Source organism: Streptomyces sp. NPDC050211 (assembly GCF_040656035.1).
Taxonomy (GTDB): domain Bacteria; phylum Actinomycetota; class Actinomycetes; order Streptomycetales; family Streptomycetaceae; genus Streptomyces.
This window is the reverse complement of the sequence record NZ_JBFALC010000063.1, coordinates 22,206-35,937: the sequence shown is the minus strand read 5'-3', so window position 1 is coordinate 35,937 and position 13,732 is coordinate 22,206. Positions and strand designations below refer to the sequence as shown.

Sequence of the window (13,732 nt, the reverse complement as noted above, 5' to 3'; positions counted from 1 at the left end):
CTTCGTCGAGTTCGCTCAGCCGCCTATCTCGGGGGCGTACGTGCCGAAGCTCCAGATGTTGCCCTCGATGTCCCGGGCCATGTAGTCACGCGAGCCGTAGTCCTGGTCCGTCGGGGGCATCAGGATCTCCGCGCCGTGGTCCACGGCACGCTGGTGGTGGGCGTCGACGTCGTCCACCACGACGTACACCCCGGCGGGGCCCGCGCCCTTCATCAGCTCGTCGAAACGGCCCCCGCGGCCCTTCGAGCCGAGCATCACCGCGCCGTTGCCCTGCACCAGCTCCGCGTGTGACACCAAGCCGTTCTCGCCCTCGTACACCGACAGCTCGGTGAAGCCGAAGGCCTCCGTGAGCTGCCGGATCGCCGCCTTGGCGTCCGCGTACAGCACTGTCGGGTAGATGCTCGGACTCGCGCCGCCCGTCCCCGCCATGACGATCACTCCCTTGTGCTGGAAATCACCGGAATCCTGCTGCCTGCCGTCAGTCTCGCACCCACCACTGACAACGCCCTCCCGACCGCGGCGCGGGGAACTGCGGGACCAGCCACGACGCACCCGCAGCTGACACACCGGACTGGCAGCAACGAGGTCCGCGGCGGGCGGCCCGGACGCCGGAACGCCGGAAAAGCGGTTGCACCGCCCCGTTAGAATTGCCGCTATGGCCATTCTCCTCGCGCATTAGACGGCGGGAACGTCCTCAGCCGCCCACCTGCCAACCCCCTCCGCCCTGGAGTCTGACCGTGATCTCCGCCTCCGGTATCGAGCTGCGCGCCGGTGCCCGCGTCCTCATCGAGTCCGCCACCTTCCGAGTCGCCAAGGGCGACCGCATCGGCCTGGTCGGCCGCAACGGCGCCGGCAAGACCACCCTCACCAAGTGCCTGGCCGGTGAGGGCAACCCCGCCGGCGGCACCATCACCCGCTCCGGCGAGGTCGGCTACCTCCCGCAGGACCCCCGCACCGGCGACCTCGACGTCCTCGCCCGCGACCGCATCCTCTCCGCGCGCGGCCTCGACGTACTGATCCAGAAGATGCGCGACAACGAACAGCGCATCGCCAACGGCCAGGGCGCCACCCGGGAGAAGGCGCTCAGGCAGTACGAGCGCCAGGAGACCGAGTTCCTCACCAAGGGCGGGTACTCCGCCGAGGCCGAGGCCGCCACCATCGCCGCCGCGCTCAATCTGCCCGACCGGGTGCTCGGCCAGCCCCTGCACACGCTCTCCGGCGGTCAGCGCCGCCGTATCGAGCTGGCCCGGATCCTGTTCTCCGACGCGGACACCCTGCTGCTCGACGAGCCGACCAACCACCTCGACGCGGACTCGATCGTCTGGCTGCGGGACTACCTGAAGACCTACCGCGGCGGCTTCATCGTGATCTCCCACGACGTCGACCTGGTCGAGACGGTCGTCAACAAGGTCTTCTACCTGGACGCCAACCGGGCCCAGATCGACGTCTACAACATGGGCTGGAGGCTCTACCAGCAGCAGCGCGAGGCCGACGAGAAGCGCCGCAAGCGCGAGCGGCAGAACGCCGAGAAGAAGGCCGCCGCACTGCATTCGCAGGCGGACAAGATGCGCGCCAAGGCCACCAAGACGGTCGCCGCGCAGAACATGGCCAAGCGGGCCGACCGGCTGCTCGCGGGACTCGAGGCGGTCCGCGCCTCCGACAAGGTCGCCAAGCTCCGCTTCCCCGAGCCCGCGCCCTGCGGCAAGACCCCGCTGATGGCCGAGGGCCTGTCGAAGTCGTACGGCTCGCTGGAGATCTTCACGGACGTCGATCTTGCCATCGACAAGGGCTCCCGAGTCGTCATCCTCGGCCTCAACGGCGCCGGCAAGACGACCCTGCTGCGTCTCCTCGGCGGCGTCGAGAAGCCCGACACCGGCGAGGTCGTCGAGGGCCATGGCCTCAAGCTCGGCTACTACGCGCAGGAGCACGAGACCCTCGACCCCGAGCGCACGGTCCTGGAGAACATGCGCTCCGCCAACCCCGACCTCGACCTGGTCGAGGTCCGCAAGACGCTCGGCTCGTTCCTGTTCTCCGGCGACGACGTCGACAAGCCGGCAGGTGTCCTCTCCGGCGGCGAGAAGACCCGCCTCGCCCTGGCCACCCTCGTGGTGTCGTCGGCCAACGTCCTGCTCCTCGACGAGCCGACCAACAACCTCGACCCGGCCAGCCGCGAGGAGATCCTCGGCGCGCTGCGCACCTACAAGGGCGCGGTCGTCCTCGTCACCCACGACGAGGGCGCGGTCGAGGCGCTCCAGCCGGAGCGGATCATTCTGCTACCGGACGGAGTCGAGGACCTGTGGGGTGCCGACTACGCAGATCTCGTCGCCCTGGCTTGATCGAAAGCGTGATCCACGCGTGATCCACAGCGTATGGATCATTCGGCTCATCCTTGATCCATCATCTGTGTGAGATCTCCTCGTACCGAGGTGTGTCCTACATCGATTTCACGGCCGAGTCCTTTATCGACAAGGGCTCGGCCGTCGTACGTCGCTGACCAGGCACTTCACGGAACAACCCGTTCGGCCGTACGGACAGCTCCGAGCTGAATTACAGATTCCGCATGTGGGGATGCGCTCCTGTCGTCAAAACCCTGTCTTACGGACCTTGCCGAATGGGTGGCCATCAAGGCCCGGAGGGGTGATCATGAGGGGACCAGAGCGCACTTCCCATGAGGAGGCACGGGTGGCCGAGACTCTGAAGAAGGGCAGCCGGGTAACCGGCGCCGCGCGCGACAAGCTCGCGGCAGACCTGAAGAAGAAGTACGACTCCGGTGCGAGCATCCGGGCGCTGGCCGAGGAAACCGGCCGCTCGTATGGCTTCGTACACCGGATGCTCAGCGAGTCGGGCGTCACGCTGCGTGGGCGCGGCGGGGCGACTCGGGGCAAGAAGGCCGCATCGTCCTGAGTCCGGGCGGCCCCTCGCTTTCGATGGTGGCCACCCGGTCGGTCTTCTGAGCGGCCGGGTGGTTACTGTGCAGTCACTTAAGGATGCCTGCGGTGTGGTACGGCATCCAGGACGACCGCACACATCGGAGGCGCCCCATGGCTTCGCCCGACCAGGACGTTGTGTCCCGAGGTCCCGAAGGTCCCGTACTCGACAAGGACGGCGTACGGCTCACCGTCGACGACGCGATCGCCACGGTGACGCTGACCAATCCGGCCAAGCGCAATGCGCAGAGCCCCGCTATGTGGCGTGCGCTGGGCGAGGCCGGGCGGTTGCTGCCGGGCAGTGTGCGGGTCGTTGTGCTGCGCGGGGAGGGTCAGTCCTTCTCCGCCGGTCTCGACCGGCAGATGTTCACGCCCGAAGGCATCGAGGGCGAGCCGTCGTTCATCGACCTCGCACGCGGCAGCGACGCCGAACTGGACGCGGCCATCGCCGGGTTCCAGGAGGGCTTCACCTGGTGGCGGCAGAGCGACCTCGTGTCCATCGCCGCGGTCCAGGGGCATGCCATCGGGGCCGGGTTCCAGCTTGCCCTCGCGTGTGATCTGCGCGTCGTCGCCGACGACGTGCAGTTCGCCATGCGCGAGACCAGCCTGGGACTGGTGCCGGACCTGACCGGCACGCATCCGCTGGTCGGGCTCGTCGGGTATGCGCGGGCGCTGGAGATCTGCGTGACCGGGCGCTTCGTCCTGGCCGAGGAAGCGGTGAGTACGGGGCTGGCGAACCTCGCCGTGTCGGGTGAGCAGTTGGACGCGGCCGTGGCGGACCTGGCGTCCGCGATCCTGGCCGCGCCCCGGGATGCCGTGATCGAGACGAAGGCGTTGCTGCGCGGGGCCGGTGAGCGGACCTACGAGGAGCAGCACGCGGCAGAGCGGGCCGCGCAGGCCCGGCGGCTCAGGGAGCTGGCCGGGCTGGGCGAATGAGCGGTCAGACGACCGCGGTGACCAGCACCGCCACCGTCGGGCCGTCCTGAAGCGCGCTCGACACCGCGACGCGGACCTCCCGGGCCACCTGCACGGGCCGGCGGTCCGCGTCCGTCGCCAGTTCCAGGCGCACATGGCGGTGCGGCAGCGCGGCGCCGTCGACCTGCCGTTCCTCGATGTGGACCGCCCGCCCCAGCGTGCCCGTCAGGGCGGTCACGCCCGGGACGCCGAGAGCCGCCTCGGCCGCGCGGGCTTCGTCGCCGTCCCGGACCTCCGAAGCCTGCCTCGGCTCGGGCGGTCGCACGGGCTCGGCCTCCGTGTCCTCGTCCAGCAGGGCCGTCACCCGTAGGTCGACCTCCGTGACCGTCAGCCCGAGCCGTTCCGCGGCCGCCGTTGCCAGCGCCTCGCGCAGGCTGGACGCCGTCGTCGGCAGCGGGGCCGACGGTGTCGCCCCGAAGTCCGCCGTCAGGCGGAGCGGGCCGGGTGGCAGCGCGCTCGGCGGAGGCGGTACGGCGGGCTCGTGGGCGTCGTCCGGATCGGTGAGCGCGATCCGCAGTGCGCCGAGGCGTACCCCGCGCACCGTCTCCGCCGCGCGCCGGAGCACCGCCCCGGCCGCCGCCTCCGTGATCCACGCGCCGTCGTGCGGGCCGCCCAGCGGGACGAGCCTGCCCAGCCCCAGCTGCTGTCGTACCGTCTGCGCCAACCGGTCGGACGTCATTGCTCCAGCCTGCCGCATCCCTGGCGCGCGGGAGCGGAACCGCACTTACCGTGGTCACAGGACGACGACCGAAAGGGACGTACGGCGATGACCGATATGACGGAGCGGAACCGGACGCAGACCCCGGAGGGCGAGAACGAGCCGCCGGTGCAGACCCGCAAGGCAACCAAACGCGGGGGCGGGGAACCGGCGACCCGGGGGCGGACCACCATCGCCGACGGGGTAGTGGAGAAGATCGCCGGGCTGGCCGCCCGGGATGTCCTGGGCGTACACGCCATGGGAAGCGGGCTGTCGCGGACCTTCGGAGCCGTACGGGACCGCGTGCCCGGCGGGTCCAAGTCCGTGACACGGGGCGTGAAGGCCGAGGTCGGAGAGGTACAGACCGCGCTCGATCTGGAGATCGTCGTCGACTACGGCGTCTCGATCGCAGATGTGGCACGGGATGTGCGCGAGAACGTGATCGCGGCCGTCGAGCGGATGACGGGGCTCGAGGTGGTCGAGGTCAATATCGCGGTGAGTGATGTGAAGCTTCCGGAGGAAGAAGAAGAGGAGCAGGAACCGCGGATCCAGTGACCCGTCGGCGACCGAACCGCCAAGGAGCGCACCATGAGCATGGCTGTGATCGGCATGATCGCCGGAATGGCCCTGGGCTTCGCCGGGTACTTCGGCGGGTTCGGCGCCTTCCTGCTGGTGGCGGCGCTGGGCGCCATCGGGTTCGTGGTCGGCCGGTTCCTGGAGGGAGACCTGGACATCGGCGACTTCTTCCGCACGCGTGACGACCGACGGCGGTGACGTCCGTGAGCGAAGGGGCCGCCGAGCTCCCCAGACCCGGGATCGCCGTACCGCCGGGAGAGCGCGGTGCCACGCGGATCGCCGACCGGGTGGTGGCGAAGATCGCCTCCCAGGCGGCGCGTGAGGCGCTGGGCGCACTGCCGCCGAACGCCTCTCCGCCGCACGCCTCGGTCGTCGTCCACCACGACACCGCCCGCGTCCGCGTCAGCCTCGACCTCGGCTACCCCTCCGACGTCGGCCGTCAGTGCGCCTCCGTGCGTCGGCATGTCACCCAGCGGGTAAGCGCTCTCGTGGGGATGGAGGTGCACGAAGTGGCCCTACACGTGGAGCGGCTGCATCCGGTAGCGGTACCCGGCGTGGCACAGGGGAGGACCCAATGAGCGAGTCCCAGGGGGCCGAGAGCACTCAGCGGCTGCCCGTCCTGGAGAAGGCCGCCGACGAGGGCGGACACAGCCAGTCCGCCTCCGCGGCGGACTACGAACCCGTCGGCGGTGAGAACGGCGGCCGCTTCTGGTCCGCCCGTCGCGTCCCGGCCGCGATCGTCGCGCTGCTCCTGCTGCTGATCGCCGGTGCCTTCCTCTACGACATCGCCGCCGTGCGCGCCGACCGGCCCGCCATGGCCTGGCGCCGCGAACTCGCCACCCAACTCGCCGAACGCCCCCTCGACGACACCTGGGTGCTGGTCGGCGCGGGCATCGCCGCGGCCCTCGGCCTCTGGCTGATCCTGCTCGCCGCCACGCCCGGCCTGCGCGCCGTACTGCCGATGCGGCGCACCCACCCCGACGTACGCGCCGGCCTCCACCGGGACGCGGCCGCCCTCGTGCTGCGCGACCGGGCCATGGAGGTGTCCGGCGTGCAGTCGGTACGGGTCCGGATGGGCCGCGCCCGGGCCGACGTCCGCGCGATCTCCCACTTCCGCGAACTGGACGACGTACGCGCCGACTTGGACACCACACTCGCCGACGCGATCAAGGGCCTGGGGCTCGCCCGGCCTCCCGCCCTGTCGGTGCATGTCCGGCGCCCCGGACGGAAGGGGTGAGCGCGGTGCTCAGGATCGTCAATCGCGTGCTGCTCGGCATCGTCGGCCTGTTGCTGATCCTGATCGGCGGTTCCGTGCTCGCCGTCGGCCTCGGCCTGAACCCGCCCTCCTGGTGGATCCACGACGGGCAGCACGACGTACTGCTCAGCGACGCCGAACGCACCCGCTGGCGGGACGACGGCTGGTGGTGGCCGACCGTCATCGCCGTACTCGCCGTCCTCCTCCTGCTCGCCCTGTGGTGGCTCACCGCCGAACTGCGCCGACGCCGCCTCGCCGAGGTCCTGGTCGACACCGGCGACGGCGAGGGCGCCCTCCTCCGCGGCCGAGCCCTGGAAGGCGTACTCGCCGGAGACGCAAGCCAATTGGACGGCGTAGCCCGCGCCCACGCCGAACTCACCGGCCGCCGCAGCACCCCCGAGGCCCGAGTCCGCCTCCTCCTGGAACCCCACGTAGACCCGGCCGAGGCCCTCAACCACCTCACAACCCAGGCCCTGGCCCATGCGAGGGACTCAGCGGGCCTCAAGTCACTCCCGGCGGAGGTAAGACTGAGGGCGGTCAAGCACCGAGCAGAAAGGGTGACTTGAAACGCACGGGAGGAGCAGCGCCCCGAAGGGGCGCGGGGAACTGCGCGACAAGCCCCCACAAACCCGCACCCGGCAACGGCGCATTAGAACCCGTGCCGAGCCCCACCATCCACAGGCAACATGACCCCCGTCAGATAAGACGCAGCCGGAGACAGCACAAACGCCGCCACCCGCCCGAACTCCTCCGGCGTCCCATACCGCCGCAACGGAATCCGCGACTCATGCGCCGCCCGAGTAGCTTCCGGATCCGCCGACATCCCATCCAGCTCGCGCACGCGATCCGTATCGATCCGGGACGGCAGCAACCCGACGACCCGAATCCCCCGCGGCCCCAACTCGTCCGACAGGGACTTCGCGAACCCGGCCAGCCCGGGACGCAGCCCGTTGGAGATGGTCAACCCCGGAATCGGCTCGTGCACAGACGCAGACAGTACGAACCCGATGACCCCGCCCGCTTCCAACTCCCCGGCCGCCGCACGAGCGAACCGCACCGCACCGAGGAACACCGACTCGAACGCCGCCTGCCACTGCTCATCCGTGTTGTCCGCGGCGAACCCCGGCGCGGGCCCACCCACGCTCACCAGCACCCCGTCGAACCTCCCGAAGTGCTCGCGCGCGGCCGCGATGAGCCGCGCCGGCGCCTCCGGATCGGCGTTGTCCGCGCCAACGCCGACCGCGTGGGCGCCCAGCTCGACCGCGGCCTCCATCGCGGCCTTGCCGTCCCGCCCCGTGATGATCACCTTCGCCCCGTCGGCGACGAGCTCACGCGCGGCCGCGTTGCCCAGCCCACGGGTGGCCCCGGTGACGACGTACACCCGGTCCTTCAGTCCAAGATCCATGGGTCCTATCCTGCCGTGTCGCCCCCGAACAGGGCGAGGGCGGTGTTCACCAGACCGACGTGGCTGAACGCCTGCGGGAAGTTGCCGAGCTGATGGCCGGCGACCGGGTCGTACTCCTCGGACAGCAGCCCCACGTCGTTGGCGAGCCCGACCAGCCGTTCGAACAGCTCGCGCGCCTCTTCGGTGCGGCCGGTCGTGTGCAGCGCGTCCGCGAGCCAGAAGGAGCAGACCAGGAAGGTGCCCTCACCGCCCGGCAGCCCGTCGACGACCGTCTCCTCGGCGCTGTAGCGGCGCATGAAACCGCCGTGGCTCAGCTCCGCGCGGATCGCGTCGACGGTGCCGATCACGCGCGGGTCGTCCGCGGGCAGGAAGCCGACTCGCGGGATCAGCAGCAGGGAGGCGTCGAGTTCGCGTGAGCCGTAGTACTGGGTGAAGGTGTTCCGCTCGGCGTCATAGCCCTTCTCGCACACCTCCTCGTGCACCTCGTCGCGCCATGCGCGCCAGCCGTCGAGGTCGCCGCCCAGCTTCGGCTTCTCCTCGAGCGCGCGCACGGCCCGGTCCGCGGCCACCCACACCATCACCTTCGAGTGCACGAACTGGCGGCGGCCCCCGCGCACTTCCCACAGCCCCTCGTCCGGCTGCTGCCAGTTCTCGCGCAGCCACTCCAGCAGCTCCTGCTGCAAGGCCCACATGTGCGGCTTGGCGGCCATGCCCGCGCGCCGGGCCAGCGCCAGCGAGTCCATCACCTCGCCGTACACGTCCAACTGCAGCTGATTCACGGCCTTGTTGCCGATCCGCACGGGCGATGTCCCGGCGAAGCCGGACAGCCACGGCAGGTCGTACTCCGGCAGCCGCCGCTCGCCCGCGAGGCCGTACATGATCTGCAGGTCCGCCGGGTCGCCGGCGACCGCGCGCAGCAGCCAGTCGCGCCAGGCCTCGGCCTCCTCCCGGTAACCGGCCGCCACCAGCGCGCCCAGGGTGAGGGTGGAGTCGCGCAGCCAGCAGTAGCGGTAGTCCCAGTTGCGGATACCTCCGAGTTCCTCGGGCAGCGAGGTGGTGGGGGCGGCGACGATGCCGCCGGTCGGCTTGTAGGTGAGGGCCTTGAGGGTGATCAGGGAGCGTATGACCGCGTCCCGGTGCGGGCCGTCGTAGCGGCAGCGTTCGGCCCAGGCCTGCCAGTCCCCGACGCTCGCGTCCAGTGCCTCGTACGGGTCGACCAGCGGCGGACGCGGCTCGTGCGAGGGGTGCCAGGTCAGGACGAACGCGACCCTCTCGCCCTCTTCGACCGTGAACTCCGCGTGGGTGGCGAGGCCCTCGCCCCAGGTGCGCACCTCGGGCTCGCTGCGCAGCCACACCGAGTCCGGGCCCGCGACGGCCACGTGGTGGCCGTCGGAGCGGCGCATCCACGGCACGATGGAGCCGTAGTCGAAGCGGAGCCGGAGTGTGCTGTGGACGGTGACCCGGCCGCCGGTGCCCTCCACGACGCGTACGAGATCGGGGGCGCGGTCGCGCTGCGGCATCAGGTCGGTGACGCGGACCGAGCCCTCGTCGGTGTCCCATTCGGTGTCCAGGACGAGGGTGTTGGGACGGTAGGCGCGGCGCGCGCACCCGCCGTTCGCGTCCTTGGGGGCGATCCGCCAGTGGCCGTTCTCCTCGTCGCCGAGCAGCTTGGCGAAACACGAGGCCGAGTCGAAGCGGGGAAGGCACAGCCAGTCGACCGAGCCGTCCCGGCCGACCAGGGCCGCCGTCTGTTCGTCGCCGATGAGGGCGTAGTCCTCGATGCGGGGGTGCACGGGGTTCCGGGTTCCCGGCAGGGGTGAGGGGCAATCCCTTGGGGGGCCGGGAGAGTGAGAGTCGGAGAGAACGACGGCCGGTGTGAGCGACGGCCGGGCGAGTGGCGGCCGGGGTGAGCGACGGCCGGGTGAGTGGCGGCCCGGAAGGTGGCGGGGTCGGTCTACACCGTCGCGGGCTCGGCCGGCGCGGTGTCGTCCGACCCGTCCTGCTCCCTCGCCCGCTCACGCATCTCGCGGCGGACCAGGATGACCCAGCCGACGGGGACGCCCGCGGCGAACAGCCACCACTGGATGGCGTACGCGTAGTTCAGCGCCGCGTCCTCGTTGCCGGGATTGCCGAGCAGCTCCGGGGTGTCGCCCTTCGGCTCGGGTGCCGTCTGGGCGATATAGCCGCCGAGCACCTGCGCGTCGAGGCGCCGCGCCTCCTGCTCGCTGTTGATCAGCATGATCTGCCGGTCCGGCAGGCCCTTGAGGTTCTTGATGCCGCTCGCCTCGGTCGTCTCGTCGGGCATCAGCCGTCCGGTGACGGTGACCTCGCCGCGGGGCGGTGCGGGGATCTTGGGGAACGTGGTCTGGCTGGGGCTGTCCGCGGGGATCCAGCCGCGGTTGACGAGCAGGACCTTGCCGTCGTCGAGGACGAACGGGGTCAGGACGTGATAGCCGACCTCGTCGTCGGAGTTGGTGCGGCGGCGGACGACGACCTCGTCGTCGGTGTCGAAGCGGCCCTTCGCGGTCACCCTGTGGTAGCGCTCGTCGTCGGTGACGGTGTGTCCGGGGGAGGTCAGCTTCTCCACGGGTACCGGTTTCGCGGCCAGCGCGTCGGCGACGAGCTGGTTCCGGGCGGTGCGCGTCTCGTAGCGGTGCATCTGCCAGATGCCCAGCCTGATCATCGTGGGGATGAGGAGGAGAGCGACCAGCGTGAGGATCACCCACTGCCGGGACAACAGGAAGCGGTACACCCCACGACCGTACAACTCGGTCGTGGGGTGTGTTCAGGCGGGTATGGGTCGGGTGCGGGGCCAGGGCGGGGGCCCGGGGGCTCACACCTTGTCGACGATCCCCACCTTCCCCTCCGCGCGGGCGCAGTGGGCCCCGCAGAACCAGTGGCCCTCGACCTCGACGCCCTGCCCGATGATCTGGACGCGGCAGTGCTCGCAGATGGGTGCCATGCGGTGGATCGCACAGGAGAAGCAGTCGAAGACGTGCACCGCGCCCTGTGCGTGGACCTCGAAGGTCATTCCGTAGTGATTGCCGCAAACTTCACATGTCGCCATGCGCCACAGGGTGGGCCGTCGCCGTGGCCGGGGCGAGACGGCTCCGGGCGAGTCGCACGGCAATCACCCGTCCGTACGGTCATCCCTCCGACGCCGCTTCCACATCCCCGAGGAGCTGTCCGAACGCCGCCTCGTCGACCACCGGCGTGCCGTACTGCCGGGCCCTGACCACCTTGGACGTGCCCGAGTCCGGGTCGTTCGTGACGAGCAGGCTGGTCAGCCGGGAGATGCTGGTGGCGACATGCAACCCGGCCTCGATCGCCCGGTCCTCCAGGAGATCGCGCTCGATGGAGGTGTCTCCCGAGAACGCGACCCGCATGCCCTGCTTGAGCGGTTTGCCCTCTTCGTAACGACCCGGGTTGGGATAGGGGCAGGCGGGCCTTCTGCGCGCCGGACGCCAACTGGTGGGCCGGTAGGCGCCATAGCTCGACTGCTGCCGGGGCACGGCTCGGTCCGTCCACTCGGTCAGCGGCCGGCACTCGTGCAGCGGCAGCCGTACGCCACCCTGTGCGGCGGCGTGCAGGCTCGGCCGGAACGCCTCCGCCAGCACGCGCGCGTCGTCCAGCGCATGGTGTGCCCGCTGCTGTACGACGCCGAAATGCGCGGCGAGCGACTCCAGCTTGTGGTTGGGCAGCGGCAGCTCCAGCTCCTTCGAGAGGGCGATGGTGCACAGCCGCTGCCGCACCGGCGGCTCGCTCCGCGCGCGTGCGTACTCCCGGGCGATCATCTGCCAGTCGAAGACGGCGTTGTGCGCGACGAGCACCCGGCCCTCCAGCCGGGTCGCGAACTCCTCGGCGATGTCCTCGAAGAGGGGCGCACCCTCGAGTACGTCGCTCGTCAGACCGTGGATCCACACCGGGCCCGGGTCCCGCTCCGGGTTGACCAGCGTGTACCAGTGGTCCTCGACCTCGCCGCGCGCGTCCAGCCGGTACACGGCCGCGGAGATGATCCGGTCGTCCCGGGCCAGGCCCGTGGTCTCCACGTCAACGACCGCGTATCCCTGGGGATACGCGGCCGGCCACACTGTGGGGGAGGACGCTGCGGTCGTCAGGTCTTCGAGCATGGTCACCGAGGATACGGGCCGGGTCCGACAGTCCGGTCCGTCAGGTGCCGTCTCACGGCCGGGTGTTCGAGCCGGGCGAATGTCCGTGTGGGTGTCAGAACTGACGGAGCGCGGCCGGGGGTGGCCGCCCGACTTGGCGGAGATCGCCAACAAGCAAGCGCATACCCCCGGTAATACTTGTGGGTAACAACGTCTAGCCCCGGACGACCAGCGGTTCTACCGTGCCCTCATGCCGAACCTGCCCGATGTCGTGCTGTGGTCGATACCCGCCTTCGTGCTGCTCACCGTGATCGAGATGATCAGCGTCCGTATCCATCCGGACGACGACGCGGCGGGATACGAGGCGAAGGACGCCGCGACGAGCGTCACCATGGGCCTCGGCAGTCTCGTCTTCGACCTGCTCTGGAAGATCCCCATCGTCGCCATCTACACGGCGATCTACGAACTCACGCCACTCCGCGTGCCCGTCCTGTGGTGGACCATCCCGCTGATGCTGCTCGCGCAGGACTTCTTCTACTACTGGTCGCACCGCGGCCACCACGTCATCCGCATCCTGTGGGCCTGCCACGTCGTCCACCACTCCAGCCGGAAGTTCAACCTCACCACCGCGCTGCGCCAGCCCTGGACGTCCCTGACCGTCTGGCCGTTCTACGTCCCCCTGATCGCGTGCGGGGTGCACCCGGCCGCGCTCGCGTTCTGCTCCTCGGCGAACCTCGTCTACCAGTTCTGGATCCACACCGAGCGCATCGACAAGATGCCCCGCTGGTTTGAGTTCGTCCTCAACACCCCGTCGCACCACCGGGTCCACCATGCCTCGCAGGGCGGCTATCTGGACCGCAACTTCGGCGGCATCCTCATCGTCTGGGACCGCCTCTTCGGCTCCTTCGTCGCCGAGACCGAGCGGCCGGTGTACGGGCTGACCAAGAACATCCACACGTACAACCCGCTCAAGGTCGCCACGCACGAATACGTCGCCATCGCCAAGGACCTGAAGGCGGCGGGCAGTTGGCGCGAGCGTGCCGGGCGGGTGTTCCGGGGGCCGGGCTGGCAGCCCGCTCCGCCCGCCGCGGCGCCCGTCGAGGAGACGACGGCCGCGTGAGACCGTCCCGCGTTCTGCTGGGCGCCTTCGCCCTGGCCGCCGTCGCAGACCTGGCCTTCCTCGCCGTCGGCTCCGACACCGGGCACGTCGTCGCCAAGCCCCTCCTGATGCCGCTCCTCGCCGGTTACGCGTACGTCCGTGGCGCCCCCCGACTCCTCCTCGCCGCGCTCCTCTTCGGCTGGGGCGGCGATGTCCTGCTGCTGTCCGACGCCGAGCCCGCCTTCCTCGCCGGGATGGCCTCCTTCGCGGCCGGGCACATCTGCTACCTCGTGCTCTTCAAGAGGTACGGCACCGGAAACGCGGCCCCACGCGCGCGTGCCGCACTTCTGGCGCTCGCCTACGCCACCGCCCTCGTCACCACCGTCGCTCTCCTGTGGCCCGACCTCCCCGCCGACCTCCGCGTCCCCGTCGCCGGCTACAGCGCCCTGCTCACGGCCATGGCATTCGCAGCCGTCACCCGGTTCGGACTCCTCGCCGGGTTCGGTGGCGCCCTCTTCATGCTCTCCGACACCCTCATCGCGACCGGCGTCGCGGAGTGGCCGCAGCTGCCGCGACCCGACTTCTGGATCATGCTGACCTATGCGGCCGCCCAACTCCTGCTGGTCAGAGGAACACCGGTGGCTGTCCAGGCGCCACCGGCGCCCAAAGCGCTCCTTGCCAACTGAGGC

General features: G+C 70.4%; 17 protein-coding genes. 10 read left to right on the top strand and 7 right to left on the bottom strand.

Features of this window, described 5'->3' with window-relative positions:
• Positions 1-15: 15 nt before the first annotated feature.
• Positions 16-429, bottom strand: a complete 414-nt coding sequence (locus AB0I98_RS39915) for a VOC family protein (protein ID WP_362950468.1) — start codon at positions 427-429, stop codon at positions 16-18.
• A gap of 308 nt (positions 430-737) precedes the next feature.
• Between AB0I98_RS39915 and AB0I98_RS39910 the strand changes: the two genes are divergently transcribed.
• The 3 genes from AB0I98_RS39910 (at position 738) to AB0I98_RS39900 (ending at position 3,863) form a co-directional block, all read left to right on the top strand.
• Positions 738-2,336 carry an ABC-F family ATP-binding cassette domain-containing protein gene (locus AB0I98_RS39910; protein ID WP_362950467.1) on the top strand — a complete coding sequence of 533 codons (1,599 nt, stop codon included), beginning with the start codon at positions 738-740 and terminating at the stop codon, positions 2,334-2,336.
• A 346-nt stretch (positions 2,337-2,682) separates the two neighbouring features.
• Positions 2,683-2,904 carry a helix-turn-helix domain-containing protein gene (locus AB0I98_RS39905; protein ID WP_004002281.1) on the top strand — a complete coding sequence of 74 codons (222 nt, stop codon included), beginning with the start codon at positions 2,683-2,685 and terminating at the stop codon, positions 2,902-2,904.
• Positions 2,905-3,041: 137 nt separating this feature from the next.
• Positions 3,042-3,863, top strand: a complete 822-nt coding sequence (locus AB0I98_RS39900) for an enoyl-CoA hydratase/isomerase family protein (protein ID WP_362950466.1) — start codon at positions 3,042-3,044, stop codon at positions 3,861-3,863.
• Positions 3,864-3,867: 4 nt separating this feature from the next.
• Here the strand turns inward: AB0I98_RS39900 and AB0I98_RS39895 are convergent, their stop codons facing one another.
• Positions 3,868-4,581: a nucleopolyhedrovirus P10 family protein gene (locus AB0I98_RS39895; protein WP_362950465.1), complete on the bottom strand. Its 714-nt coding sequence runs from the start codon at positions 4,579-4,581 to the stop codon at positions 3,868-3,870.
• 87 nt (positions 4,582-4,668) lie between these two features.
• On the opposite strand from AB0I98_RS39895, the gene AB0I98_RS39890 reads away from it, so the two are divergent.
• Genes AB0I98_RS39890 through amaP form a run of 5 tightly spaced genes read left to right on the top strand, consistent with a single transcriptional unit; the run spans position 4,669 to position 6,996 of the window.
• Entirely contained in the window at positions 4,669-5,154 is a 486-nt protein-coding gene (locus tag AB0I98_RS39890; protein ID WP_362950464.1) for an Asp23/Gls24 family envelope stress response protein, read from the top strand.
• A gap of 33 nt (positions 5,155-5,187) precedes the next feature.
• Entirely contained in the window at positions 5,188-5,373 is a 186-nt protein-coding gene (locus tag AB0I98_RS39885) for a hypothetical protein (protein WP_328441322.1), read from the top strand.
• On the top strand, positions 5,370-5,753 hold the full coding sequence (locus AB0I98_RS39880; RefSeq protein WP_362950462.1) for a hypothetical protein: 384 nt from the start codon (positions 5,370-5,372) through the stop codon (positions 5,751-5,753). Before AB0I98_RS39885 ends, AB0I98_RS39880 begins: the two co-directional genes overlap by 4 nt.
• Positions 5,750-6,412, top strand: coding sequence for a DUF6286 domain-containing protein (locus AB0I98_RS39875; RefSeq protein ID WP_362950461.1), 663 nt, complete (start codon positions 5,750-5,752; stop codon positions 6,410-6,412). The genes AB0I98_RS39880 and AB0I98_RS39875 overlap by 4 nt, the downstream gene beginning before the upstream one ends.
• Positions 6,409-6,996: an alkaline shock response membrane anchor protein AmaP gene (gene amaP / locus AB0I98_RS39870; RefSeq protein WP_362950459.1), complete on the top strand. Its 588-nt coding sequence runs from the start codon at positions 6,409-6,411 to the stop codon at positions 6,994-6,996. Before AB0I98_RS39875 ends, amaP begins: the two co-directional genes overlap by 4 nt.
• A gap of 83 nt (positions 6,997-7,079) precedes the next feature.
• Here amaP and AB0I98_RS39865 read toward each other — a convergent pair whose 3' ends face one another.
• From AB0I98_RS39865 to AB0I98_RS39845, 5 genes are all read right to left on the bottom strand, one after another.
• The gene (locus AB0I98_RS39865) at positions 7,080-7,835 is read right to left on the bottom strand and encodes an SDR family oxidoreductase (RefSeq protein WP_362950458.1); all 756 of its coding nucleotides are present in this window, start codon (positions 7,833-7,835) and stop codon (positions 7,080-7,082) included.
• Between the two features lie 5 nt (positions 7,836-7,840).
• Positions 7,841-9,628: a glycoside hydrolase family 15 protein gene (locus tag AB0I98_RS39860; RefSeq protein ID WP_362950457.1), complete on the bottom strand. Its 1,788-nt coding sequence runs from the start codon at positions 9,626-9,628 to the stop codon at positions 7,841-7,843.
• Between the two features lie 161 nt (positions 9,629-9,789).
• Positions 9,790-10,587: an SURF1 family protein gene (locus AB0I98_RS39855; RefSeq protein ID WP_362950455.1), complete on the bottom strand. Its 798-nt coding sequence runs from the start codon at positions 10,585-10,587 to the stop codon at positions 9,790-9,792.
• A gap of 81 nt (positions 10,588-10,668) precedes the next feature.
• Positions 10,669-10,902: a hypothetical protein gene (locus tag AB0I98_RS39850; RefSeq protein ID WP_301978814.1), complete on the bottom strand. Its 234-nt coding sequence runs from the start codon at positions 10,900-10,902 to the stop codon at positions 10,669-10,671.
• Between the two features lie 79 nt (positions 10,903-10,981).
• Entirely contained in the window at positions 10,982-11,965 is a 984-nt protein-coding gene (locus AB0I98_RS39845; RefSeq protein ID WP_362950453.1) for a DEDDh family exonuclease, read from the bottom strand.
• Between the two features lie 229 nt (positions 11,966-12,194).
• Here AB0I98_RS39845 and AB0I98_RS39840 point away from each other — a divergent pair, with 229 nt between their 5' ends.
• Complete coding sequence (locus AB0I98_RS39840) at positions 12,195-13,064, top strand: sterol desaturase family protein (protein ID WP_362950451.1); 870 nt, start codon at positions 12,195-12,197, stop codon at positions 13,062-13,064.
• Positions 13,061-13,729 carry a lysoplasmalogenase gene (locus AB0I98_RS39835; RefSeq protein ID WP_362950450.1) on the top strand — a complete coding sequence of 223 codons (669 nt, stop codon included), beginning with the start codon at positions 13,061-13,063 and terminating at the stop codon, positions 13,727-13,729. The genes AB0I98_RS39840 and AB0I98_RS39835 overlap by 4 nt, the downstream gene beginning before the upstream one ends.
• Positions 13,730-13,732: the final 3 nt, after the last annotated feature.

Coding starts and splice junctions, on each gene's coding strand:
- AB0I98_RS39865 (WP_362950458.1), bottom strand. CDS start 7,835: ATGGATCTTGGACTGAAGGACCGGGTGTACGTCGTCACCGGGGCCACC.
- AB0I98_RS39915 (WP_362950468.1), bottom strand. CDS start 429: ATGGCGGGGACGGGCGGCGCGAGTCCGAGCATCTACCCGACAGTGCTG.
- AB0I98_RS39900 (WP_362950466.1), top strand. CDS start 3,042: ATGGCTTCGCCCGACCAGGACGTTGTGTCCCGAGGTCCCGAAGGTCCC.
- AB0I98_RS39890 (WP_362950464.1), top strand. CDS start 4,669: ATGACCGATATGACGGAGCGGAACCGGACGCAGACCCCGGAGGGCGAG.
- AB0I98_RS39895 (WP_362950465.1), bottom strand. CDS start 4,581: ATGACGTCCGACCGGTTGGCGCAGACGGTACGACAGCAGCTGGGGCTG.
- AB0I98_RS39850 (WP_301978814.1), bottom strand. CDS start 10,902: ATGGCGACATGTGAAGTTTGCGGCAATCACTACGGAATGACCTTCGAG.
- AB0I98_RS39875 (WP_362950461.1), top strand. CDS start 5,750: ATGAGCGAGTCCCAGGGGGCCGAGAGCACTCAGCGGCTGCCCGTCCTG.
- AB0I98_RS39840 (WP_362950451.1), top strand. CDS start 12,195: ATGCCGAACCTGCCCGATGTCGTGCTGTGGTCGATACCCGCCTTCGTG.
- AB0I98_RS39885 (WP_328441322.1), top strand. CDS start 5,188: ATGAGCATGGCTGTGATCGGCATGATCGCCGGAATGGCCCTGGGCTTC.
- AB0I98_RS39845 (WP_362950453.1), bottom strand. CDS start 11,965: ATGCTCGAAGACCTGACGACCGCAGCGTCCTCCCCCACAGTGTGGCCG.